This window comes from Cellulosimicrobium funkei (assembly GCF_004519295.1).
In the GTDB taxonomy this organism is placed as follows: Bacteria; Actinomycetota; Actinomycetes; order Actinomycetales; family Cellulomonadaceae; genus Cellulosimicrobium; species Cellulosimicrobium funkei.
On the sequence record NZ_SOZH01000002.1, the window covers coordinates 1 to 21,253 of the forward strand.

Consider the following 21,253-nt stretch of genomic DNA (forward strand, 5'->3'; position numbering starts at 1 on the left):
CCCCCCCCCCCCCCCCCCCCCCCCCCCCCCCCCCGCCCCCCCCCCCGCCGCGGGGGGGGCCCGGCGCCGGGGGGGGGGGGTCCCGGGCGCCCCGCCGGGGGGGGGGGGGGGGGGGGGGGGGGGGGGGGGGGCAGGGGCGTGGTCGGCCGTCAGGCCCGGCGGTTCGTCGGCGCCGTCGCGCCGGCGAGCGCCGTGGCGTCGTGGGGCTCGACGGCGGCCGGGACGGTGGCCTCGGCGGGCGCGTCCGGGAGGTCCGTGGCCGGGGAGGGGACAGCGACGGCGGGGTCGGGAGCGCCGAGGGAGCCCGCGGCGTCGGCCGGGAGCGGCGCGCCGAACGTGTGGCGCAGGCCGAGCAGCACCGCGCCCGCGACCACGACGACGCCGAACATCACCGCGGCCATCGTCACCGGCGGAGACCCGCCGAGCAGGCCCGTCACGGGCGCGACGACCGCCCCGACGCCGAACTGGAACGCGCCGATGAGCGCCGCGGCGCTGCCGGCGCGGTGCGCGTTGCGCTCGAGCGCGATGGCCGGCACGGACGGCATGACGAAGCCTGCGGTGCCGAGCGTGAGCACGATGAGCGGGACGAGCCACGCGAGGCCGCCACCGGCGAGCGCGGCGACGAGCAGCCCGCCCGAGAGGACGAACCCGGCCGCGACCGCGCCCTGGAGGATGCGCTCGGGCGTGACGCGCCCGACGAGCGCGCCGTTGATCTGGCTGCCCGCCGTCACGGAGACCGCGCCCACGCCGAACACGATCGCGTACTGCTGCGCGGACATCCCGTAGAAGTCCTGGAACACGAACGTCGACGCGGAGATGTACGTGAACATCGCGGCCATGTAGAAGCCGGCGATGAGCGCGAGGCCGATGAACGACCAGTCCCCGAGGAGCGAGCCGTACGAGCGCAGCGCGGCGACGGTCCCGCCGCTGCGGCGACGTTCGACGGGCAGCGTCTCGCGCAGCCGCAGGAGCACGAGCACGAAGAGCACGGCCCCCACGACGGCGAGCGCGACGAACATGCCGCGCCACGACCCGAGCCGCAGGAACTGCGCGCCGATGGTCGGCGCGAGGATGGGCGCGACGCCCACGACGAGCATGAGCCGCGCGATGACCTTGCCGATCTGGTAGCCCTCGAACGAGTCGCGCACGATCGCCATGGACAGCACCATCCCGGCGGCCGCGGAGAGGCCCTGCACGAACCGGAGCCCCGTGAGCGCGGCGACCGAACCCGCGAAGACGATCCCGGCCGACGCCGCGACGTACACCGCGAGCGACACCAGGAGCGGAGCGCGGCGCCCGACCGCGTCGGAGACCGACCCGATGAGGAGCTGGCCGAGGGCGAGGCCCGCGAGGGTCGCGGTGAGGGTGAGCTGGACGCGGGACTCGGTCGTGCCGAGCTCGTCGACGATGCGCGGGAACGCGGAGAGGTAGAGGTCGATCGTCAGCGGACCGATCGCGGTGAGCGCGGAGAGCAGCAGGACGAGCCCCGCGCTGATGCGCCCGGGTCGGGAGGGAGCGGCGAGGCTCGCGGAGCCGGTGCCCGACGGGGCGGCGACGGGCGCGGTCGGCGCCGGGGTCGCGGGGGGAGTGGAGGCCATGACAGCGGCAACCCCGCGCGGGGTCCCGCATGTTCCCGGACGCCGTACGCGATCGGATGCTGAGACGGCGGAGCGGTCTCAGCCCCTGCCGCGCGCCCCGCCGTCGCCGTCGCCGTCGCTGTCACCGCCGCCGACCCCGTGCCTCGCGGCTGCGAGACCGCGCCGCGCACGGGCTTCCTCGGCGACGTCGTCGAGCTCGACGGCGAGCACCTGGGCCGCATGGTGCAGGCTCGCCGCGCGGGCGGCGTCGCCCACGGCGAGCACGGCCTCTCCGAGCGCGTTCAGCGCCTCCGTCTCGACGAGACGTGCGCGCACGCGGCGCGCCAGGTCGACGGCGGCCTCGCCCACGGACACCGCCTCGGCGACGGAGCCCGCGGCGAGCAGCGCGGTCGCGAGAGCGCTGCGGGCCTCCGCCTCCGCGTCGGGGTCGCCGAGCCCGACGGCCGCGTCGACCGCGGCACGCAGCTCCAGGAGCCCGGCCCCCGCCGCGTCGCAGCGTGCGAGGAGCCGACCCACGTGCACCCGTGCCCGTGTCGCCAGCCCCGCGTCCCCCAGGGAGACCGCGCTCGCGAGCGCGTCGCGGTGGAGCGCGAGCGCGCGGTCGAGCGCGCCCTCCGCCTCCGAGAGGATCGCCGCGTTGCTCGACACGATCGCGACGTTCAGGGCGTCACCCACCCGCCGCGACAGCGTGAACGCCCGGTCGTAGCCGGCGCGCGCGTCGTCGTGCCGGCCGAGGATGCGGTGCACGTCCGCGAGGTTCCCGACGGCGCGACCCTCGCTCACCGGGTCGCCCGCGGTCCGCGCCCCGGCGGCGGCGTCGCGGTACGCGGTCTCGGCCTCGTCGAACCGCCCGAGGCGCTTGTACACGTTGCCGACGCGGTTGAGCGTCTGGCCGGGGCGGGGGTCGTCGCCGCGCTCGAGCGAGCGGACGAGCTGGGCGAGCGCCTCGTCGTACCGGCCGAGCCTCTCGAGCGCGCGCCCGAGGTCGCGCCCGGCCTGGGACCGCCCGGAGGGCCGCCCGTGCTCGACCGCCGCCGTGTGCACCGCGACCGCGTCGTTCCAGCGCCCCGCCGAGTCGAGGTACGGCGCGAGCAGGGCGGAGAGGTCGGTCACCGGGTCGGCGAGCTCGTGCTCCGCGGCGAGCGCCGGCGTCGCGACGAGCAGGGCGCGGTGCGCGTCGAGCCACGCGACGGCGGCGTCCGCCGTGCGGCCGGGATGCGCGTCGCCCGCCCCTCCGCCCGCCGCTGTGCCCGCCGCTGTGCCGGTCTCTGTGCTCGTCCCGACGCCCGGCCCGGCCGCGTCGTGGTGGGGCGACGTCGCGTGCACGGCCGGCCGGGCGTCGTCGAGCAGGCGCGCGGCGAGCCGCCCGACGGCGGACGCCCGCGCCGAGAACGGGTCGTCCGTCCGGGCGAGGTCGGCGGCGAGGGTGCGCACGGCGTCGGGCACGACGACCTCCCCGCGCGACCCGGCCGCGACGAGGTGCCAGCGGCCCAGGGCGGCGAGCGCGTCGCGGCTCTCGCTCGTCGAGACGCCGAGGAGCACGGGGACCTCGTCCGCGTCGAGCGGTACCGGGACGAGGGCGAGCAGGCGCAGGGCGCGGGCGTGGTCGGCGGGCAGACGGCGGTGCACGGCGGCGAGCGCGGGGTGGAGGGCCGGTCCGGGGAGGTCCTCGACCCGGCGGACGTGGTCGGCGAGCGACCAGCCGGGCCGCGCGCGGACGTCGTCGGCGATCTGCGCCAGCGCCGCGGGGAGCCCTCCGGACGCGCGCACCAGCCGCGCGGCGGCCTCCGGCTCCGCGGCGGTGCGGTCCTGGCCGACGCGCGCCGCGAGCAGCGCACGGGCGTCGTCCTCGCCGAGCGGTGCGAGGGTCGTGGCGGTCTCGCCGGGGAGCCCGACGACCTGGTGCGCCGCGACGACCACGCGCGCGGTGCCGGGCAGGTGCGCGACGGCGTCGGCGGCCTGGGCGCCGTCGGTCACGCCGTCGAGGACGATCGTCGCGCGCCGCCCGTCGAGCGCGGTCGCGAGCGCGGCGGCGAGGGCGGGGAGGTCGCGCGCCCGCGCGTCGGGCGGGGGTGCGCCGAGCGCCTGGAGCAGCGCGTCGAGCACGACGGCGGCCGGGGGCGGGCCGTCCGCCTCCCCGTGCAGGTCGACCAGCGCGACGACGTCCGCCGGGACCTCGCGGGCCGCGGCGAGCGCGACGCTCGTCGTGCCCGACCCGGGCAGGCCCGTGACCGTCACGACGCGCGGCTGTTCCTGCGAGGGTGCGGGAGGCGGGCCGGTGAGCGCCGCCGCGAGCCGCGCGACGTCGTCGGCCCGACCGACGAGCGGCCCGTCGGGCGCGAACGGTCCCAGCCGGACGGTCGGCGGGAGAGCGAGCTCCGGAACGGCCGCGGGGACGGTCGCCGTCCGGTACGCGGCGCGCCACGCCGCAGGCTGCCGGTCGCCGAGGACGTGCGCGACGTCGGCGAGCAGATCGACGTCGAGCCGCGAGCGGCCCGCCCGGAAGACGTCGTAGACGGTGACGCGGCCGGGGCGCGCCTCCGCGGCGGGGACGCCCCGAGCCGTGCGGAGCGCGCCGACGCGGCGCGCGATCTCGGTGTACGAGGGCTCTCCTGCCCACGCCCGCAGCGCCCGCAGCCGGGCGGCGAGCTCGTCCACCGACCCTGCGCCCACGGGGGACGGCGGCGGGTCGGGGGGCACGGCGCCAGGCTAGCGACGGCCGCGCGCCGCTGCGCGGCGTGCCCGGCGAGACGTCCGGACCAGCGAGGCGCATCTCCGGCTCCGCGTCAGCGACTGACAGGGAGCTCGACGAGGCCCCGTCGGGTCCGCGGCTGCCGGTCTCAGACCGAGGGTCGTGGACTGCGATGACGTCGGTGCGTCGATCGAGCCGACAGCCGTCCTCTTCCTGGGATAGTGAGTCGGTGACGGTGCTGCGGAACAGGTCGAACCAGCTTGCCGGCCTCGCGCTCGTGGCGATGAGCATCGCCTTGTTCGCCGGGGCGGACCCGTGGATGCTGTGGCAGTACGAGGACCTGCCGCCCTCTGACCGGATGACGAGCGAGCAGTCCGCCCTGGCCACCGCCTCCCTCTGCCTCGTCGCGAGCGTCGGCGTTACCTTCGCCCGGTTGCGCGTCATCGTCGGCATGGACGGCCGGATCGTCGTCGTCAATCCGCTCTACACCTGGCGCTTCGATCGGTCCCAGGTCGCCTCGATCGAGAGCGGTGCCGTCCCGAGGGCAGGCCTGAAGACCGGCGAGACGATCTGGTTGCTCGCGCTGGAGAATGCGCTCACCGACCGGCTTCGAGGTGCCGACAGGTCGGAGCCCTTGCGCGACCGCGACCGCCGAACCGGACACTCCGGAGCGTGCCCGATGCCTCGAGCGACGGGACGGAAGGCCTCGGGAGTCGTCCCCCTGGTCGCGCCTTGGGTCTGCGGCGCCGCAGGCTCCGTGCTCGGACTCCTGGTTTCCGCCTCGCGATAGCGCCGGCGCTCGGCCTGCCGGTCGTGCGCCGTGACCGGTCTGGCACTGCAACGTTCGGGATCGTTCGGGATGCGTGCCGCGGGCGTGCGACGTCGTCAGGCTCTCCGCAGGCCGCGACGACCGCGGCGCGAGGGTCCGCGCGGGGCGCGGCGGGACGAAGGAGCGACCGGTGGGGCTGTTCGACAAGCTCAAGGAGATGTTCTCGACGACGGCGGACCTCTACGCGAAGGAGGACGCCCCCGCGCTCACGCCGGCGCAGCAGCGCGGGCTCGCGCTCGGTGCGGTCTACGCCGTCGAGGGCGTGCTGCCGATCAATGCGCTCACCGTGGAGGCCGACGCGCGCACGGCCGCGAAGCCGCTCGCGGCGGGGTGGGACGTGCGGGGCGCCGACGACGTCGAGCGCACCTATGAGTTCCTGCTCACCCAGGGTCACCGGGGCTACTACGCGATCGCGATGCCGAAGGTCGAGGAGCTCTACTCGGGCCGCCTGAGCCGTCGCGACGCGAAGGGCGCGGCGGACCAGCACGTCGCCCAGGCGAGGCAGGAGGCGACGGCGCGGGGCCTCGACCCCGAGCGCGCCGTCGCGTTCTACCAGGGGTGGAGCGCGTCGGCCCAGATGGGCGGGCACGGCGAGCTGGCCGACCCGCTGCCGCCGTCGATCGCGGCGTGGGACGCCGCGCGGGTCGTGCACGTGAGCCGGCTCGCGGTCGACGCCGGGTTCGTCACCCCGGAGCGGGCGTGGGCCGCGATCGAGGAGGCCGTCGCGATGTCGCGCCCCGCCTACGCGTCGTGGGAGCAGTTCGGCGACGGGTTCCTCGCGGGGCGGGCGTTCTGGTCCGCGGGCAACCGCACCCCGGTCGACCAGGACCTGCCCGACTTCAAGCGCGCGGTCCGGCGGCTGCTCGACACCGAGTCGTCGCCCTGGCGCACACTGTCGTACTGACGGCGGGGACGAGAGCGACGGGACGAGAGCGACAGGACGGGAGGGCGGACGGTGCACCGATCGGCGTGGTGGTGGCGCGCAGGGCTCCTGCTCGTCGTGGTCGGTGTCGGCGTGGCGGTGGTCGCGGCCGACGACGGCCTGCGCTCGGAGGTCCACGCGGCCCTGTCGAACCTGGCGCGGGCGCTGTTCTGACCAGACCGTCCCGCCGAGCACGGGGTTGCTGTCGTCCTGGGCCTCAGAGCGACAGCAACCTCGTGCTCGGCACCGTGGGCGGCGCCGGCAGCGCCGCGGTCAGCCCTGGGCGTCGCGCCAGGTGACCCACTCGCGCACGAGGGACAGGTCGTAGTCGGGCCCGCTCGTGCCGACGGTGAACAGGGTCGCGCCCGCGGCGACGAGCGCGTCCGCGGACTCCGCCGGCGGCCGGGACACGGCGACCGAGCGCTCGACGAGCGCGGCGGTGTCGCGGCCCACGGCCGCGCCGTGCTCGTCGAGGATCGCGCTCTTGCGCGCGAGCGTCTCCGCGTCGCCGAACGAGTGCCAGACGTCCGCGTGCTCCGCGACGACGCGCAGCGTCTTGCGCTCCCCACCTCCGCCGACGAGCACCGGGATGTCGCGCGTCGGCGTCGGGTTCGACGCCGCCCAGCGGGCCTTGATGCGCGGGAGCGCCGCGGCGAGGTCGGCGATGCGGCCGCCCGCGGTGCCGAACTCGTACCCGAACCGGTCGTAGTCCTTCTCGAACCAGCCCGCCCCGATCCCGAGGATCAGACGACCGCCGCTGATGTGGTCGACCGTCCGCGCCATGTCGGCGAGGAGGTCCGGGTTGCGGTAGCTGTTGCACGTGACGAGTGCGCCGATCTGGACGCGCTCGGTCTGCTCGGCCCACGCCCCGAGCATGGTCCAGCACTCGAAGTGCTTGCCGTCGGGGTCGCCCGTGAGCGGGAAGAAGTGGTCCCAGTTGAAGATGACGTCGACGCCCAGGTCCTCCGCGCGCAGCACGGCGTCGCGGATCTGGGCGTAGTCGGCGTGCTGCGGCTGGAGCTGGACGCCGATGCGGAAGGGGTGCCGAGGAGAGGTCATGCTCGGAATCTACGTCCGGGCCGAGAACGACGACACCCCGCGTCGAGCACGACCTCGTCGGCGCCACGAGCGTCAGAACGACGGCAAGGTCGTGGTCGGCGGACCTAGGGTGGGCGCATGAAGCGACTGGTGGGCCTGCTCGTGACGCTCGTGGTGCTCGTGGCGGTCGCCGTCGTGGCCGACCGGGTGGCGGTGCGCGCCACCGAGCGCGGCGCGGTCACGGCGTTCGAGCAGCAGGCCGACGACGTGTCCGGCGCCCAGATCGACATCACCGGCTTCCCGTTCCTCACGCAGCTCGTGCGCGGCTCGCTGACGCACGTCACGGGCTCCGCGGACTCCGCGTCGTTCGGCGGCTACGCGATCTCCGACCTCCAGGTCGAGGCCGACGGCGTGAGCACGTCGGAGCCGTACCGGATCGCGTCCGGCACGGCGTCGGGCGTCATCGCGGCGGAGTCGCTGCAGCAGGTCGTCGCCGAGCAGAGCGGGCTCGACGTCGACGTCACCGCGACCGGCGGCGTGCTGTCCCTGGGCTTCGAGCTGCTGGGCACCACGATCACCGTCGACGTGACGCCGCGCGTGTCCGGACCGGCCGAGCTCGCCGTCGACGTCGTCGCCGTCCGCACCGGCCTCGGCACGGTCTCTGTCGACGACCTGCCGTCCGGGCTCTCGGGCGCGCTGTCCGACCTGCGCGTCCCGCTCGACCTGCCCGACGGCGTCGCGCTCGACTCCGTGTCCGCCGTCGAGGGCGGGGTGCGCGTCGCGGTGACGGGGACCGACGTCGTCGCCGCGGACCTGGTGGCCTCGTGACCCGGGCGGCGTGGCCGTCGTGACCGGGGCGGGGTCGTGAGCACCGGGGCGGTCGACGGGCGCCGCGTCCTCGCGGCGCGCCTCGCCGCGCAGCGGCTCCGCTCGCCCGACCTGCCTGACGTGCCGACCGCCGTCGGGCACCACGTCGCGGTGCAGGGCCAGGAGTTCCACCCCGCCCTGTGGGGCCTCACGCGGCGGCTGCGCGCGGACGCGCGGCCGGGTGCGGCGGGCGCGGTCGCCGCGTGCGACCGCGGGGAGGTGCTGCGCACGCACGTGCTGCGGCCCACGTGGCACCTCGTCCGGCCCGACGACGCGCGCTGGCTCCTCGAGCTCAGCGCGCCCCGCGTCCACCAGGCCAACGGGACGCTGTACCGGCAGGTGGGGACCGCCGGGCACGGGGCGGAGACCGACCTCGTCGTCGAGGCCGTGCAGGAGCGGCCCCGCACGCGCCGCGAGCTCGCGGGACTGCTCGCCGCGCACGGCCGCCCGCTCGAGGGCATCGCGCTCGGCTACGTGCTCATGCGCGCCGAGCTCGACCGGCTGCTGGTCAGCGGGCCGCTCGACGGCCGGCAGCAGACGTACGCCCCGTTCGACGACCGCGTCCCGCCCGGCTACGGGCCGCTCGGCGAGCGGTTCGACCGGGACGCCGCGCTCGTAGAGCTGCTGCGCCGCTACCTCGCGAGCCGCGCGTACGCGACGGTCAAGGACGTCGCCCAGTGGTCGGGTTTCACGCTGACGGACGTGCGGCGCGCGCTCGACCTGCTCGACGACGAGGTCGTGGCCGTGCCCGGGGCGGGTGCGCTCGACGGGCTGACGCTCTGGCGGCTCGCGGACCCCGGCGACCGGGTGCTCGACCCCGCGCCGTTCGTCGGTGCGCTCGCGCCCGACGGCGACCCCGCCCGGCCGGTCGTCGACCTGCTGCAGAGCTACGACGAGCTCTTCCAGTCCTTCGGCGAGTCGCGCAGGGTCGTCGTGGCCGACGGCGTCGACCTCGGCGACCGGCTCGGGTCCTTCATCCATGCCGTCGCGGTCGACGGCGTCGTCGTCGGGCGGTGGCGCTGGGTCGTCGGGACGCGCGACGTCGTCGTCGAGCCGCAGTGGCGCCGCGCGCCGTCGCTCGCGGAGGAGGAGGCGTTCGCCGCCCAGGTGGACGCGGTCCGCACCCACTGGGGCACGCTCCTCGCGTGACGAGCCGCCGAGCACGGGATCCGCGACCGGATCGGCCCCGAGACGGTCGCCCACCCCGTGCTCGACGGGGGCGGGCGGGCTAGAGGGTGGCAAGGTGGTGGGCGTGACGGACTTTGGCGCTCCGCGTCTCGCTAACTGGGCCGGGAACCTCACCTACGGGTCCTCCGGGGTCGCGCACCCCGTGAACCCGGAGGAGCTGGCCGACGTCGTGCGGCGGTCGGCGCGCGTCAAGGCCCTGGGGTCGCGGCACTCGTTCGGGGACGTGGCGGACACGACGGGCACGCACGTCGTCCTCGACCGGTACGACGACGGCCGCGCCCCCGTCGAGGTCGACCCGGCCTCGGGCGTGGTGTCGGTCGCGGCAGGCCTGCGGTACGGCGACGTGACGCGGCACGTCCAGGCGGCGGGCCGGGCGCTCGCGAACCTCGCGTCGCTCCCGCACATCTCGGTCGCGGGGTCGGTCGCGACGGCGACCCACGGCTCGGGCGACGTGGTGGGCTCGCTGGCGAGCGCCGTCGTCGGGATGGAGCTCGTCACCGGCGACGGCGAGCGCCGGACGCTGCGGCGCGGCGACGCGGACCTCCCCGGCGCGGTCGTGGCGCTCGGGGCGCTGGGCGTCGTGACGCGCGTCGAGCTGGAGACGGTCCCGACGTTCGACGTGCGCCAGGACGTGCACGTCGGGCTGCCGTGGGACGCGGTGACGGCGCACTACGACGAGATCACCGCGTCGGCGTACTCGGTGAGCCTCTTCACGGACTGGGGGCCCGACGGCGTGCAGCAGGTCTGGCGCAAGTCCCGCCTCGCGCCGGGGGAGCCCGGCGTGGCGCGGGCGGACCTCTTCGGTGCGGCGCCCGCCACGACGATGCTGCACCCCCTGCCCGGCATCGACCCCGTGCACTGCACGCCCCAGCTCGGCGCGCCCGGCCCGTGGAACGAGCGGCTGCCGCACTTCCGGCTCGACTTCACGCCGAGCAACGGCGCCGAGCTGCAGTCGGAGTACCTCGTGCCGCGCGCCCGGGCCCAGGAGGCGTTCGCCGCGATGCGCGACCTCGGCCCGCGCGTCACCCCGCTGCTCCAGGTGGGGGAGATCCGCACCGTCGCACCCGACCCCGAGCCGCTGTGGCTCAGCCCGTTCGACGGCCCGACCGTCGGCGTGCACCTCACGTGGAAGCCCCTGCCCGACGACGTCGCGCGCGTCCTGCCCGACGTCGAGGCCGCGCTGCTCCCGCTGGGCGCGCGCCCGCACTGGGGCAAGCTCTCGCACGCGCTCGTCCACGACCCGGGCACCGTCGCGGCGCTCTACCCGCGCGTCGACGACTTCGGCGCGCTCGCGCAGCGCTACGACCCGCAGAGCCGCTTCCTCGGCGGGTACGTCGAGCGTCTGCTCGCGGGCTGAGCACCGCCGTCGGCTCGCACGGTGCCCGACTGGTCGTTACGGTCGTCCGAGCACCGAGAGGCTCGCCGCCGCGCCGACCCGCGCGGCGCCCGCGCGGGCACGGCACGACAGAGGTACCGAGGAGAACTGTGGCAGCGACCGGCACGGCGGGCGGGGAGCCCGCGACGCAGCAGCCGCGCGAGGAGTGGACCGGGCAGGTCGGCTTCATCATCGCGGCGATCGGCTCGGCGGTCGGGCTGGGGAACATCTGGCGGTTCCCCGGCGTGGCGTACGAGAACGGGGGCGGGGCGTTCCTCGTGCCGTACCTCGTCGCCCTGCTCACCGCGGGCATCCCCATCCTGTTCCTCGACTACGCGATCGGGCACCGCTTCCGCGGCTCGGCCCCGACGGCGTTCCGGCGGATCGCGCGGTGGCTCGAGGGTCTGGGCTGGTTCCAGGTGATGATCTGCTTCGTCATCGCGCTCTACTACACCGCGGTCATCGCGTGGGCCGTGAGCTTCTTCGTCTTCTCGTTCGACCTGCGCTGGGGCGACGACCCGGCCGCGTTCTTCACGGGCGACTACCTCCGGCTCGCCGACCCGGGCGTCAGCCTCGAGTTCGTGCCGGCGGTGCTCGTGCCGCTGGTCGCGGTCTGGGTCGTGACGATCGTCGTCCTCGCGCTCGGCGTGGCGAAGGGCGTGCAGCGCGCGAACACGGTCTTCCTGCCGCTGCTCGTCGTGGCGTTCGCGGTGCTCGTGGTGCGCTCGCTGTTCCTCGAGGGCGCGGCGGACGGGCTGAACGCGCTGTTCACCCCGGACTGGTCGGCGCTCGGCGACGCCAACGTGTGGATCGCCGCCTACAGCCAGATCTTCTTCTCGCTGTCGATCGCGTTCGGGATCATGGTCACGTACGCGTCCTACCGCCGACGCCGGTCCAACCTCACGACGCCGGGGCTCGTCGTCGCGTTCTCCAACTCCTCGTTCGAGATCCTCGCCGGCATCGGCGTCTTTGCGACGCTCGGCTTCCTCGCGCACGAGCAGGGGGTCGGCGTGGGGGAGCTCGAGGGCATCAGCGGGCCCATCCTCTCGTTCGTCACGTTCCCCGCGATCGTGTCGCAGATGCCGGGCGGCCCGATCTTCGGTGCGCTGTTCTTCGGGTCCCTCGCCATGGCGGGGTTCACGTCGCTGCTGTCCATCCTCCAGGTCGTGTCCGCGGGGTTCCAGGAGAAGTTCGGCTGGACCCCGCGACAGGCGTCCGTGCGCCTCGGCGTGGTGAGCGCGGTCATCTCCGTCCTGCTCTTCTCCACCACCACCGGCCTCGTCGCCCTCGACACCGCCGACCAGTGGGCCAACAACATCGGCATCGTGGGGTCCGCCGTGCTCATGTCCGTCCTCGTGCTGTGGGTGCTGCGGCGCGGACCGGAGCTGCGCTACCACCTCAACGCCGTCTCGACGTTCCGCCTCGGCCCCTGGTGGCAGGTGCTCGTCGCCGTGCTGGCCCCGCTCGTGCTCGGCTACATGCTCGTGTCCAGGATCGTCACGCTCGTCGTCGACGGCTACGAGGGGTACCCCGCCTGGTACCTCGCGCTCGTCGGGTGGGGCGCGATCGCGTTCATGGTGCTCGCCGCGCTCGTGCTCACGGCGATGCGCTGGCGCCGCAGCCCCGACGACTTCGTCCCCTGGCCGCCGTACCCGCCGGGTGACGCCTCTGCAGGGCCGGGCCGGGCGCCGTCGGGCCGCGGGACGACGGGCCGCGCGACGGCCTCGACCGGTGCCGACGGGGAGGAGACCCGATGACCACCTCGGCCGTGATCCTGCTCGTGCTCGCGATCGTCGTCGTGTGGGGCGGGCTGCTCGTCGCGATCCTGCGGCTGCGCGCCCAGCCCGAGCGGGCGGACTACCCGCCCGGGGACGAGGACGACCACCGCGAGGACGAGGCGCCGGTCGAACGCGACACGTAGCCCGCGCGGGCCCGCGCCGAGCGCGCCACAGGCGGGTGCGGTTCGTCACGGTTCGGCGTCGATGTCCCCGCCGGTTTGGTGAGCGGGGCCGAACGGCCCCACACTCGTGCGCAGGTGCCGCGCACCGCCGGGTCCTCTGTTCCCCGTACGTTCCTCTGCCCTCACGGGCCGGGTGCTGACGTAACACGACGGAGACGATCGGTGTCTACGCTGCCCCTGCCCGGCCCCCACCGATCGGAGACACCATGCGTACGACCCCGCGCAAGCTCCCCCTCACCGGTCTCGTCGCGCTCGCCGCGACGAGCACCCTCCTGCTCGCCGCGTGCACCGACGCGTCCCAGACCGGGACGGACGGCAGCACGTCGGGCTCCGGTGACGAGACGTCGGCGGCGCCGTCGTTCGACCCGTCGACCATCGAGGTCGACGACGCGGCCGCCGCGCTCCTGCCCGAGGACGTCGCCTCCGCGGGGACGCTCGTCGTCGGCTCGAACACCGAGTACGCGCCCGCCGAGTTCATCGACGCGGACGGCAAGACGCCCATCGGGTTCGACATCGACGTCATCAAGGCCGTCGGCGCGACGCTCGGGCTCGACGTCGAGGTCCAGTCGGCCGACTTCCCGGCGATCATCCCCGCGCTCGGCACCAAGTACGACGCCGGGATCTCCTCGTTCACCATCACGGAGGAGCGCATGCAGGAGGCGAACATGATCGCCTTCCTCAACGCGGGCTCCGCCTACGCGGTCGCGTCGGGCAACCCGGACGACATCGACCCCGAGAGCCTGTGCGGCGTGACCGTCGCCGTGCAGACGGGCACGGTCCAGGACGAGGACATCGCCGTGCAGAGCCAGGCGTGCACCGACGCCGGCGAGGAGAAGATCGACATCCTCCAGTACGACTCGCAGTCCGACGCCACGACGAACGTCGCGGGCGGCAAGGCGCAGGTCCTCTACGCCGACTCGCCGGTGATCGGCTACGCCGTCGAGCAGACGGGCGGCCAGCTCGAGCAGCTCGGCGACGTGTTCGACAGCGCGCCGCAGGGCGTCGTCGTCGCGAAGGACGACACGGAGCTCGCCGCCGCGATCCAGGCAGCCCTGCAGTCGCTCATGGACAGCGGCCAGCTCGAGGAGATCCTCGGGGCCTGGGGCAGCGGCGACGCCGCCCTGGAGACGGCCGAGCTCAACCCGTCCGTCGGCTGACGACCCCCTCGCCAGCCCCCGTCCGTCCCGCCGTCCCGCGGGCGCCCACCCGGCGCCCGCGGCCGGCGGCCGGGACGACCGCGCGGACGACGACGACCGCGCGGCCCGGCTCGTCCCCCGAGCCCCGACCCCCCGAGGTGCACCATGACGACCGGTAGCTCCCCCCGCGGCGCCGCCGCCGGACCGGCCGACGACCCGGTCCCCGACCGCATCCACGCCGTCCCCGTCCCGCGGCCCGGGCGGTGGATCTCCGCCGCCCTGCTGCTCGTGCTCGCCGCGATGGCGGCCAACGCCCTGCTGACGAACGAGAAGTTCCGGTGGGACGTCGTCTGGCTGTACTTCCGCGACGTGACGGTCGTGCGCGGCGTGGGCTGGACGCTCGTGCTGACGTTCGGCTCGATGCTCATCGCGATCGTCCTCGCCGTGCTCCTCGCGATCATGCGGCGCTCGGACAACCCCGTCATGCGGTCGGTGAGCTGGGGCTACATCTGGTTCTTCCGCGGCACCCCGATCTACACGCAGCTCGTTTTCTGGGGCCTCATCTCGGTGCTGTACCCGCGCCTGAGCCTCGGCATCCCGTTCGGGCCGGAGTTCTTCGAGTTCCGCACGGCGGACCTGTTCACCGCGTTCGTGTGCGCGCTCATCGGGCTCTCGCTCAACGAGGCGGCGTACCTCGCGGAGATCGTGCGCGCGGGCCTCGGGTCGGTCGACCCGGGCCAGACCGAGGCCGCGAAGGCGCTCGGCATGAAGGACGGCAAGATCCTCACGCGCATCGTGCTGCCCCAGGCCATGCGCGTGATCGTGCCGCCCACGGGCAACGAGACCATCTCCATGCTCAAGACGACGTCGCTCGTCCTCGCGGTGCCGTTCACGCTCGACCTGCAGTACTCGACGAACGCGATCGGCAACCGCCTCTTCCTGCCGATCCCGCTGCTCATGGTCGCCGCCATCTGGTACCTGCTCATCACGAGCGTCCTCATGGTCGGCCAGCACTACGTGGAGCGGTACTACGGCCGCGGGTTCGGCACGCAGGCGCCGACGCGGCGCCGCGGGCGCGGCCCGGGCGGGCGCGGCCGCAAGCCGAACCGGCAGGACCTCATCGCCGCGTCCGGCACGACGAAGGACGACCCCTTCCTGGAGGTGACCCCGTGAGCGGGACGCACGACACGGCATCCGCGGCGCCCCGGACCTCCCCGGAGGCGGGCCGCTCCACCGACGCCACCCCGATGGTGCAGGTCGAGGGCCTGCACAAGATGTTCGGCGACCTGCACGTGCTCAAGGGCGTGGACCTCGAGGTCGCGCGCGGCTCGGTGTGCGTCGTGCTCGGCCCGTCGGGCTCGGGCAAGTCGACGCTGCTGCGCTGCGTCAACGAGCTCGAGGAGATCACGGGCGGCCGCGTCCGGGTCGACGGCGAGCTCATGGGCTACCGCGAGGTCACCAAGGACGGCCGCACTCGCCTGCACCGCCTGCACCCCAAGGTCGTGGCGCGGCAGCGCTCGCGCATCGGCATGGTGTTCCAGCGCTTCAACCTGTTCCCGCACATGACGGCGCTCGAGAACGTCGCGGAGGCGCCCGTCCAGGTGCGCGGGCTGAGCAAGGCGCAGGCGCGGGCGCGCGCGTCCGAGCTCCTGGACCGCGTGGGCCTCGCGGACCGCGCCGACCACTACCCGGCGCAGCTCTCCGGCGGCCAGCAGCAGCGCGTGGCCATCGCGCGGGCGCTCGCCATGGATCCCGAGCTCATGCTGTTCGACGAGCCGACGTCGGCCCTCGACCCCGAGCTCGTGGGCGAGGTGCTGGCCGTCATGCGCGACCTCGCGCGGTCCGGCATGACGATGATGGTCGTGACGCACGAGATCGGGTTCGCGCGCGAGGTCGCCGACACCGTGGTCTTCATGGACGACGGCGTCATCGTCGAGCAGGGGACCCCGGAGCAGGTGCTCGGGGACCCGCAGCACGAGCGCACGCGGTCGTTCCTCGCCCACGTGCTGTAGGCGGCGTCGCCCCGGCGCGGGACGCGAGATCGGCCCGGGCGTCCGAGGTCGGCCCTCCGTGGGTCGACCGGGGGGCGGTCGGGTCGATCCGGCGCTCAGCCGGCGCGGCGGCGGCGCGGGAGCGCGGGAGCGCCGTGCGCCGGCGCGAGGCGGGGCGAGAGCCCCGTGGGCCGGGCGACCGTGACCATCTCCCCGCTGAGCGCCCGGCCGAGGTGGACGAGCGGCAGCATGTTCTCGTGCTCGACCACGAGGGCGTCGTAGATCGGGGTCTCGCTGTCGGGGGTGGGGGAGGAAGATCGCGTCAGCACGCCTCCCACTGTCGGTGAGGGACGTGTGTTCCGCGACCGGAAGCGGTGACGTGTCCGTGAGGCGTTCGTGGAGACCGCCGGGTCACCAGCCCCAGCCGCCCCAGTCCCAGCCGCCCCCGCCGCCGTCCCCGTCGCCGCCGTCGTTCCCGTTCCCGCCGCCGTTCCCGGGGCCGTTCCCCGGACGGTCCTCCTCCTCGCGCTCGTCCTGCTGCTTCTGGCGTTCGTCGAGCTCCTGCGAGCGCTTCGACGCGTCCTCCTCGGCCTTCGCCACGGCCTCCTCGCGCTCCGTGAGCTGGGCCGTCGCGGCGTCGAGCTCGGCGCGCTGCGACTCGAGGTCGGCCCGCTCGGACTCGAGCTGCTCGCGCTCCGCCGCGACCTCGCTCTGCACGCGCTGCGCCTCGGCCTGCTCGCGCTGCGCCTCGCCCTGCGCCGAGAGCGTGAGGCCGATGCCCACGAGCAGCCCGACCGCGACGCCCGCGAGACCGACCGCCGTCGGGACGACCCACCGCCGCCCCCGGTCCGGCGCATGGTCGCCGTCGTCGTCGGCCGCGGGCAGGGCGAGCGGCCCCACCGGGATGACGCCGGCGGTCCCGGCCCGGGCCGGGACCGTCGGGGCTGCACCCGGGGTCGCGGACGGCGTCGGGCGGGCGGTGGGGACATGCGTCGCCGGGCGGGCGGCCGGGACGGGGACGGGCGACGGGCGCGCGGCCGGGTCGTCGAGCATCCCGCCGAGCGCGGGGAGGATCATCGTCGAGCTCGCCACGGGGTGGTCCTCCACGGCGCCCGGGGCCGGAGGGGCGGCCGGGACGGCGGCCGCGACGCGCGTCGCGTCGGCCTCGGGGCCGACCGCCGGCGTCGCGCCCGACGAGCGGGCGCGCAACGACCGACGGGTCGGCGCGCCGGACCCGACGGGCAGCGGCTCGGTGCTGTGCAGGACGGGTGCCTCCGGGGGCGGCACGGGCCCGGGCGCGGGGGCGGCGTCGTCGGCCCAGAACACCCACCCGGGCGGGGGCGGCGGCCAGGACGGGTCCGGGTGCCACTCGGTCGTCGGGGTGAAGCCCGCGGGCACGGGCCACCCCGGCGGCGGTACGAAGCGCACGGCCATGGGTCCTCCTTCGGTGGCGCCCGCCGGGCGAGGGCGGGGGCGCCGGGAGCCGCGGGGCTCCCGGTCCGGCGCGGACGTGCCGCGGCGACGTCCGACGACGACGTCCGGGCGGGACGTCCGACGGGAACAGTAGGGGAGGCCCGCCCGTCGGCACGAATCGCCTCATCCCGGGCACGGGGCGGCCGCGGGCGGCGGGCGGGCGTGGACGCCGGGGGCGGCGGGCGGTCCCGGGTGCTCAGCGGGTGGTCGGTGGGCGCGGCGGGCGGAGGGGCCGGTGCGGGTGGGTGGCGCCGACGCGTGGGTGGCCGCTGGTAGAACGGACGCAGACCGACGGACGGTCGGCGGCGACGGCCGTCGGCGGCCGTCCCGAACCGGAGGTGTGCGTGTTCCTCGTCGACGAGCCGGTGCTGCGGGCCGCGACCGTGGCCGACCGGGCCGGTGCCGGCGCGGCGCCTCCCCGCGAGCAGTCGCTCGTGCTGTCGGCGAGCGACCTCGTCGTCGCCGCGGACTGCGAGTACCGGCTCCTGTGCCGGCTCGACGAGCAGCTCGGGCGGGCGCCCCGCCGCGACGAGGGCGAGGACGCGATGCTCGCCCGCACGGCCGAGCTCGGCGCCCGGCACGAGCGCGCGGTGCTCGCGGGCTACGAGGCCGAGCACGGCCCGTTCGACCCGGCGACCGGCCGCGGCGTCGTGCACGTCGAGCCGCCGCGCGGCACCTCGTGGGACGAGCTCGTCGCCGCACAGGCGCGCACGCTCGCCGCGGTCGAGGCGGGGGCGGACGTCGTGCACCAGGCCGCCTTCTTCGACGGCGCGTTCCACGGCCGGGCCGACTTCCTCGTGCGCACCGGCACGGACGACGCGGGCGCGGCGCGCTACGCCGTCGTGGACGCCAAGCTCGCGCGCCGCGCCAAGGTCCCCGCCCTGCTCCAGCTCGCGGCCTACGGCGACCAGCTCGTCGCCGTGGGCGTCCCCGTGGACCCGGACGTCTCGCTCGTCCTCGGCACGCGTGAGCGCACGTCGCACCGCCTGGCCGACCTGCTGCCCGTCTACCGGGACCGGCGCGAGCGGCTCGTGCGCCTGACGGCCGAGCACGTCGCGCGCGAGGGCCGTGCCCCGTGGGACGACCCGGCGGTCCGTGCGTGCGGGCGCTGCGCCGACTGCCGCGCCCAGGTGGAGGCGCGCCGGGACGTGCTCCTCGTCGGTGGCGTGTACGAGTCGCAGCGCACGGCCCTGCACACGGCGGGGATCCGGACGATCGACGAGCTCGCCGCCGCGACCGACGAGACGCCGGTCCCGGCCGGGATGAGCCGGTCGACCTTCGCGCGCGTGCGGCGCCAGGCCGCGCTCCAGCTCGGCACCGGCCCGTCCGACGGCACGGTCGTGTGGGCCGACGCGTCCGGGCCGCACGAGCTGTCGTGGCGCATCGACGACCCGGCGCCCGTGCTCGCCCTGCCGGAGCCCAGCCCGGGCGACATCTTCTTCGACTTCGAGGGCGACCCGCTGTGGACGGACGCGAGCGGCACGAGCTGGGGGATCGACTACCTGTTCGGGTGGGTCGAGCGTCCGGCGACGCCCGAGGACCGGCCGCCGTTCCACGCCCTGTGGGCGCACGACCTCGCGGCGGAGCGGGACGCGCTCGTCGCGTTCGTCGACCACGTCAACGCGCGCCGCCGTGTCCACCCCGACCTGCACGTCTACCACTACGCCGACTACGAGCGCGCGCACCTGCTCGCGATCGCCGCGCGGCACGGCGTCTACGAGGAGGAGGTCGACGACCTCCTGCGCGACGGCGTCCTCGTCGACCTGTACGCCGTCGTGCGGCAGGCGCTGCACGTGTCCGACCGCTCGCGGTCCATCAAGAAGCTCGAGCCGCTCTACATGGGCGACGAGCTGCGCACCGGCGACGTGACCACGGGCGCCGCGTCCGTCGTCGCGTACGCCGAGTACACCGCCCTGCGCGACGCGGGCCGCAGCGAGGAGGCGGCCGAGCTCCTGCAGGGGATCGCGGACTACAACCGGTACGACTGCGTGTCGACGCTGCGCCTCGCCGCGTGGCTGCGCGAGGCGGCCGCGGGGGTCGCGGACCGTGACGTCACCGGGGATACCGCGGCCACGGCTACGGCCACCGGCACGGCCGCCACGAGCGTCGGCGCCACCACCGTCGCGGCTGCCACGACCGGTGGGGTCGACGAGACCGGGGCCGGGGAGCGCGAGCGGTCCTCCGCGGTGCTGCTGGAGGAGGAGATCCGGCAGGCCGTCGGCGAGGACCGCGCACGGCGCACCGCGGACGAGCAGGCGCTCGCGATGTACGGGGCGGCGGCCGGGTACCACCGGCGCGAGGCCAAGCCGTTCTGGCACGAGCACTACTCCCGCCTCGCGCTCCCGCCCGACGAGTGGCTGGGGCGGCGGAACGCGTTCCTCGTCGAGCAGGCCGAGGTCGTCTCGGGGTGGGAGGTCGAGCCGGGCCGGCGCACGTGGTCCCGGCACCTCGAGCTCGTCGGACGACTGCCCGAGGGCAGCGACCTGCGCGTGGGCGTCGCCCCGTTCGTGCTCTACGACCCGCCCCTGCCACCCTGCGCCCGCACGGCCGTCGACGGCGTGCGGGGGTGGCTCACGGGCGGGGTGATCCTCGACGCCGGACGCCGCGCGACGTCGGCGGGCGAGCGCGACGTGCTCGTCGTGCGCGAGCAGCTCCCGACGAGCGCGGAGCCGTTCGACGCGACCCCGGTCGCGCTCACCCCGTCGCCGGGGCCGGGCACGAAGCCGCTCGAGGCCGCCACCGAGGAGGCCGCGCGCCGCGCTCTCGCCACGTGGCGGGCCACGGGCTCGCTCCCGCGGGACGCCGCGACCGACCTGCTGCTGCGCCGGTCGCCGCGCCTCGTGCCCGCCGGTCCGGCCGCACCCCACGTCGCTCCGGACGGAGCCGCCGCGGCCGACGGCGCGGGCAACGTGACGGGCGGCGTGCTGCCGCCCGTCGCGGACGATGTCGTCGACGCGGTCACGGCGGCCGTCGAGCGGCTCGACGACTCGTACCTCGCCGTGCAGGGCCCTCCCGGGACGGGCAAGACGTACGTCGGCGCGCGGGTCGTGGCGCGGCTCGTCGCGCAGGGGTGGCGCGTCGGCGTCGTCGCGCAGTCCCACGCCGTGGTCGAGAACCTGCTGCGTGCGGTCGTGCTCGGCGCGGGCGTGCCGCGCGAGCTCGTCGCGAAGAAGCTCGCGGCGGACGGGCCGTCGCCGCGCGCCGTGTACGCCGAGCTCGACGGCGCCCACCTCGCCGCGTTCGCGACCGAGCCAGGCCCGCGGGTCGTCGGCGGCACCGCGTGGGACTTCGCCGCCGAACGGCTGCCCGCGGGCACGCTCGACCTGCTCGTCGTCGACGAGGCGGGGCAGTTCTCGCTCGCGAGCACGGTCGCGGTCGCACGGGCGGCCCGCCGCCTGCTCCTGCTCGGCGACCCGCAGCAGCTCCCGCAGATCAGCCAGGGCCGTCACCCGGAGCCCGTCGACCGCTCGGCGCTCGCCTGGCTCGCCGACGGCCACGGGGTGCTGCCCCCCGAGCGCGGGTACTTCCTCGCCACCACGTGGCGCCTGCACCCGGACCTCGCCGCGGCGGTCTCGACGCTCTCGTACGAGGACCGGCTGCGGGCGCACCCGCTCGCCGCGGCCCACCGCCTCGACGGCGTCGCGCCCGGCGTGCGGCAGGTGCTCGTGGAGCACGCGGGCAGCACCGTGCGCTCGACGGAGGAGGCGGCCGAGGTCGTGCGCCAGGTCGCGGACGTCCTCGGCCGGTCCTGGACGACGACGGTCGACGGCGTCGCGCACGAGCGCCCGCTCGGACAGGGCGACGTGCTCGTCGTCGCCCCGTACAACGCGCAGGTGTGGGCGGTGCGTGGTGCCCTGCGCGACGCGGGCTACCCGGACGTCGAGGTCGGGACGGTCGACCGGTTCCAGGGCAAGGAGGCTCCGGTCGTCATACTCACGCTCGCGGCGTCGTCCGGGCACGAGGCGTCGCGCGGGCTCGGGTTCCTGCTCTCCCGGAACCGCCTCAACGTCGCGGTGTCGCGCGCGCAGTGGAGCGCGGTCGTCGTGCGCTCGCCCGGTCTCACCGACACGCTTCCCCGCTCGGCCCGCGGTCTGGAGGAGCTCGGCGCGTTCCTCGCCCTCACGTCCTGATGGGCGACGCCCGGCCGCCTGACGGGCGACGCCCGGCCGCGGGAGCCACCTGAA

At 75.8% G+C, this 21,253-nt stretch carries 17 protein-coding genes; 12 read left to right on the top strand and 5 right to left on the bottom strand.

Annotated elements, in window-relative coordinates:
* Window positions 1-149: 149 nt before the first annotated feature.
* Both E1O70_RS01795 and E1O70_RS01800 read right to left on the bottom strand, forming a co-directional pair.
* Window positions 150-1,598, bottom strand: coding sequence for a multidrug effflux MFS transporter (locus E1O70_RS01795; protein WP_082774496.1), 1,449 nt, complete (start codon window positions 1,596-1,598; stop codon window positions 150-152).
* 78 nt (window positions 1,599-1,676) lie between these two features.
* A complete protein-coding gene (locus E1O70_RS01800; RefSeq protein ID WP_082774495.1) occupies window positions 1,677-4,298 on the bottom strand; it encodes a tetratricopeptide repeat protein in 2,622 nt (873 codons plus the stop codon).
* A gap of 221 nt (window positions 4,299-4,519) precedes the next feature.
* Here E1O70_RS01800 and E1O70_RS01805 point away from each other — a divergent pair, with 221 nt between their 5' ends.
* From E1O70_RS01805 to E1O70_RS19790, 3 genes are all read left to right on the top strand, one after another.
* Complete coding sequence (locus E1O70_RS01805; RefSeq protein ID WP_061267910.1) at window positions 4,520-5,080, top strand: hypothetical protein; 561 nt, start codon at window positions 4,520-4,522, stop codon at window positions 5,078-5,080.
* A gap of 169 nt (window positions 5,081-5,249) precedes the next feature.
* Window positions 5,250-6,023, top strand: a complete 774-nt coding sequence (locus tag E1O70_RS01810) for a DUF1266 domain-containing protein (protein ID WP_076404308.1) — start codon at window positions 5,250-5,252, stop codon at window positions 6,021-6,023.
* A gap of 51 nt (window positions 6,024-6,074) precedes the next feature.
* Window positions 6,075-6,215: a hypothetical protein gene (locus E1O70_RS19790; RefSeq protein WP_157446567.1), complete on the top strand. Its 141-nt coding sequence runs from the start codon at window positions 6,075-6,077 to the stop codon at window positions 6,213-6,215.
* Between the two features lie 99 nt (window positions 6,216-6,314).
* On the opposite strand, the gene E1O70_RS01815 is transcribed toward E1O70_RS19790, so the two are convergent.
* Window positions 6,315-7,100, bottom strand: a complete 786-nt coding sequence (locus tag E1O70_RS01815; RefSeq protein WP_061267908.1) for an LLM class F420-dependent oxidoreductase — start codon at window positions 7,098-7,100, stop codon at window positions 6,315-6,317.
* A 117-nt stretch (window positions 7,101-7,217) separates the two neighbouring features.
* On the opposite strand from E1O70_RS01815, the gene E1O70_RS01820 reads away from it, so the two are divergent.
* The 8 genes from E1O70_RS01820 to E1O70_RS01855 all read left to right on the top strand — a co-directional run bounded on the left by E1O70_RS01820 (window position 7,218) and on the right by E1O70_RS01855 (window position 15,617).
* Window positions 7,218-7,907 (top strand): LmeA family phospholipid-binding protein, encoded by a 690-nt coding sequence (locus E1O70_RS01820; protein ID WP_076404310.1) that lies wholly within the window; start codon window positions 7,218-7,220, stop codon window positions 7,905-7,907.
* Window positions 7,908-7,943: 36 nt separating this feature from the next.
* On the top strand, window positions 7,944-9,095 hold the full coding sequence (locus E1O70_RS01825) for a DNA glycosylase AlkZ-like family protein (RefSeq protein ID WP_061267906.1): 1,152 nt from the start codon (window positions 7,944-7,946) through the stop codon (window positions 9,093-9,095).
* Between the two features lie 97 nt (window positions 9,096-9,192).
* A complete protein-coding gene (locus E1O70_RS01830; protein ID WP_420808499.1) occupies window positions 9,193-10,491 on the top strand; it encodes an FAD-binding protein in 1,299 nt (432 codons plus the stop codon).
* Between the two features lie 128 nt (window positions 10,492-10,619).
* Entirely contained in the window at window positions 10,620-12,266 is a 1,647-nt protein-coding gene (locus E1O70_RS01835) for a sodium-dependent transporter (RefSeq protein ID WP_061267904.1), read from the top strand.
* A complete protein-coding gene (locus E1O70_RS01840; RefSeq protein WP_081600093.1) occupies window positions 12,263-12,430 on the top strand; it encodes a methionine/alanine import family NSS transporter small subunit in 168 nt (55 codons plus the stop codon). The genes E1O70_RS01835 and E1O70_RS01840 overlap by 4 nt, the downstream gene beginning before the upstream one ends.
* A gap of 245 nt (window positions 12,431-12,675) precedes the next feature.
* Window positions 12,676-13,626, top strand: coding sequence for an ABC transporter substrate-binding protein (locus E1O70_RS01845; RefSeq protein ID WP_061267903.1), 951 nt, complete (start codon window positions 12,676-12,678; stop codon window positions 13,624-13,626).
* A 144-nt stretch (window positions 13,627-13,770) separates the two neighbouring features.
* On the top strand, window positions 13,771-14,778 hold the full coding sequence (locus E1O70_RS01850; RefSeq protein WP_061267902.1) for an amino acid ABC transporter permease: 1,008 nt from the start codon (window positions 13,771-13,773) through the stop codon (window positions 14,776-14,778).
* 74 nt (window positions 14,779-14,852) lie between these two features.
* Window positions 14,853-15,617: an amino acid ABC transporter ATP-binding protein gene (locus E1O70_RS01855; RefSeq protein ID WP_061267916.1), complete on the top strand. Its 765-nt coding sequence runs from the start codon at window positions 14,853-14,855 to the stop codon at window positions 15,615-15,617.
* Window positions 15,618-15,712: 95 nt separating this feature from the next.
* On the opposite strand, the gene E1O70_RS01860 is transcribed toward E1O70_RS01855, so the two are convergent.
* Together E1O70_RS01860 and E1O70_RS01865 are read right to left on the bottom strand one after the other, a co-directional pair.
* Entirely contained in the window at window positions 15,713-15,925 is a 213-nt protein-coding gene (locus E1O70_RS01860) for a hypothetical protein (RefSeq protein ID WP_128082896.1), read from the bottom strand.
* 82 nt (window positions 15,926-16,007) lie between these two features.
* Window positions 16,008-17,030 carry a hypothetical protein gene (locus tag E1O70_RS01865; RefSeq protein WP_061267901.1) on the bottom strand — a complete coding sequence of 341 codons (1,023 nt, stop codon included), beginning with the start codon at window positions 17,028-17,030 and terminating at the stop codon, window positions 16,008-16,010.
* Between the two features lie 383 nt (window positions 17,031-17,413).
* Between E1O70_RS01865 and E1O70_RS01870 the strand changes: the two genes are divergently transcribed.
* Window positions 17,414-21,199, top strand: a complete 3,786-nt coding sequence (locus E1O70_RS01870; RefSeq protein WP_240696566.1) for a TM0106 family RecB-like putative nuclease — start codon at window positions 17,414-17,416, stop codon at window positions 21,197-21,199.
* Window positions 21,200-21,253: the final 54 nt, after the last annotated feature.

Excerpts from the sequence above, each read along its gene's own strand:
- E1O70_RS01855 (WP_061267916.1), top strand. The coding sequence starts at position 14,853 with ATGGTGCAGGTCGAGGGCCTGCACAAGATGTTCGGCGACCTGCACGTG.
- E1O70_RS01840 (WP_081600093.1), top strand. The coding sequence starts at position 12,263 with ATGACCACCTCGGCCGTGATCCTGCTCGTGCTCGCGATCGTCGTCGTG.
- E1O70_RS01850 (WP_061267902.1), top strand. The coding sequence starts at position 13,771 with ATGACGACCGGTAGCTCCCCCCGCGGCGCCGCCGCCGGACCGGCCGAC.
- E1O70_RS01795 (WP_082774496.1), bottom strand. The coding sequence starts at position 1,598 with ATGGCCTCCACTCCCCCCGCGACCCCGGCGCCGACCGCGCCCGTCGCC.
- E1O70_RS01820 (WP_076404310.1), top strand. The coding sequence starts at position 7,218 with ATGAAGCGACTGGTGGGCCTGCTCGTGACGCTCGTGGTGCTCGTGGCG.
- E1O70_RS01865 (WP_061267901.1), bottom strand. The coding sequence starts at position 17,030 with ATGGCCGTGCGCTTCGTACCGCCGCCGGGGTGGCCCGTGCCCGCGGGC.
- E1O70_RS01815 (WP_061267908.1), bottom strand. The coding sequence starts at position 7,100 with ATGACCTCTCCTCGGCACCCCTTCCGCATCGGCGTCCAGCTCCAGCCG.
- E1O70_RS01845 (WP_061267903.1), top strand. The coding sequence starts at position 12,676 with ATGCGTACGACCCCGCGCAAGCTCCCCCTCACCGGTCTCGTCGCGCTC.